Here is a 1,120-nt window from a genome sequence, read left to right as displayed (position 1 = left end):
TGGTTCCAGGCGTCGCGGACGGATCCGGACGGGCCGTTCGGCGACTTCTACATGTGGAACGACACCGACGACAAATACCCCGACGCCCGCATCATCTTCGTCGACACCGAATCCTCCAACTGGACCTACGACCCCGTCCGCGGCCAGTACTACTGGCACCGCTTCTTCTCCCACCAACCCGACCTCAACTACGACAACCCCGCCGTCCAGGACGCCATGCTGGAAGTCCTGCGCTTCTGGCTCGACCTCGGCATCGACGGCTTCCGCCTGGACGCCGTCCCCTACCTGTACGCCCGCGAAGGCACCAACTGCGAGAACCTCCCCGAAACCCACGCCTACCTCAAACGCGTCCGCGCCGAAGTCGACCGCCTCTACCCCGACCGCGTCCTGCTCGCCGAAGCCAACCAATGGCCCGCCGACGTCGTCGAATACTTCGGCGACCCCGGCGCCGGCGGCGACGAATGCCACATGGCCTTCCACTTCCCCGTCATGCCCCGCATCTTCATGGCCGTCCGCCGCGAACAGCGCTACCCCATCTCCGAGATCATGGCCCAGACCCCCAAGATCCCCGAATCCTGCCAATGGGGCATCTTCCTGCGCAACCACGACGAACTCACCCTGGAGATGGTCACCGACGAAGAACGCGACTACATGTACACCGAATACGCCAAAGACCCCCGCATGAAAGCCAACATCGGCATCCGCCGCCGCCTGGCCCCCCTCCTGGACAACGACCGCAACCAGTTGGAGTTGTTCACCGCCCTGCTGCTGTCCCTGCCCGGCTCACCCGTCCTGTACTACGGCGACGAGATCGGCATGGGCGACAACATCTGGCTCGGCGACCGCGACGCCGTCCGCACCCCCATGCAATGGACCCCCGACCGCAACGCCGGCTTCTCCCAATGCGACCCCGCCCGCCTCTACCTCCCCGTCATCATGGACCCCATCTACGGCTACCAAGCCGTCAACGTCGAAGCCCAGGTCAACAACCCCGGATCCCTCCTGCACTGGACCCGCAAGATGATCGAGATCCGGCAGCGCCACCCCGTCTTCGGCGTCGGCACCTACGTCGAACTGTCCGCCTCCAACCCCTCCGTCCTCGCCTTCACCCGCGAGATCG

1 protein-coding gene is annotated in these 1,120 nt (G+C 65.3%); it reads left to right on the top strand.

The window, feature by feature from the left end; all coding sequences use genetic code 11:
* A partial coding sequence (treS, locus tag F9B16_RS50460) for a maltose alpha-D-glucosyltransferase (protein ID WP_151547353.1) occupies nucleotides 1-1,120 on the top strand: 1,120 nt, incomplete at both ends.

The sequence above is a fragment of the Actinomadura montaniterrae genome, from assembly GCF_008923365.1.
Lineage (GTDB): Bacteria > Actinomycetota > Actinomycetes > Streptosporangiales > Streptosporangiaceae > Spirillospora > Spirillospora montaniterrae.
The sequence above is the reverse complement of the archived record's forward strand: the minus strand, read 5'-3'. Positions and strand labels throughout refer to the sequence as shown.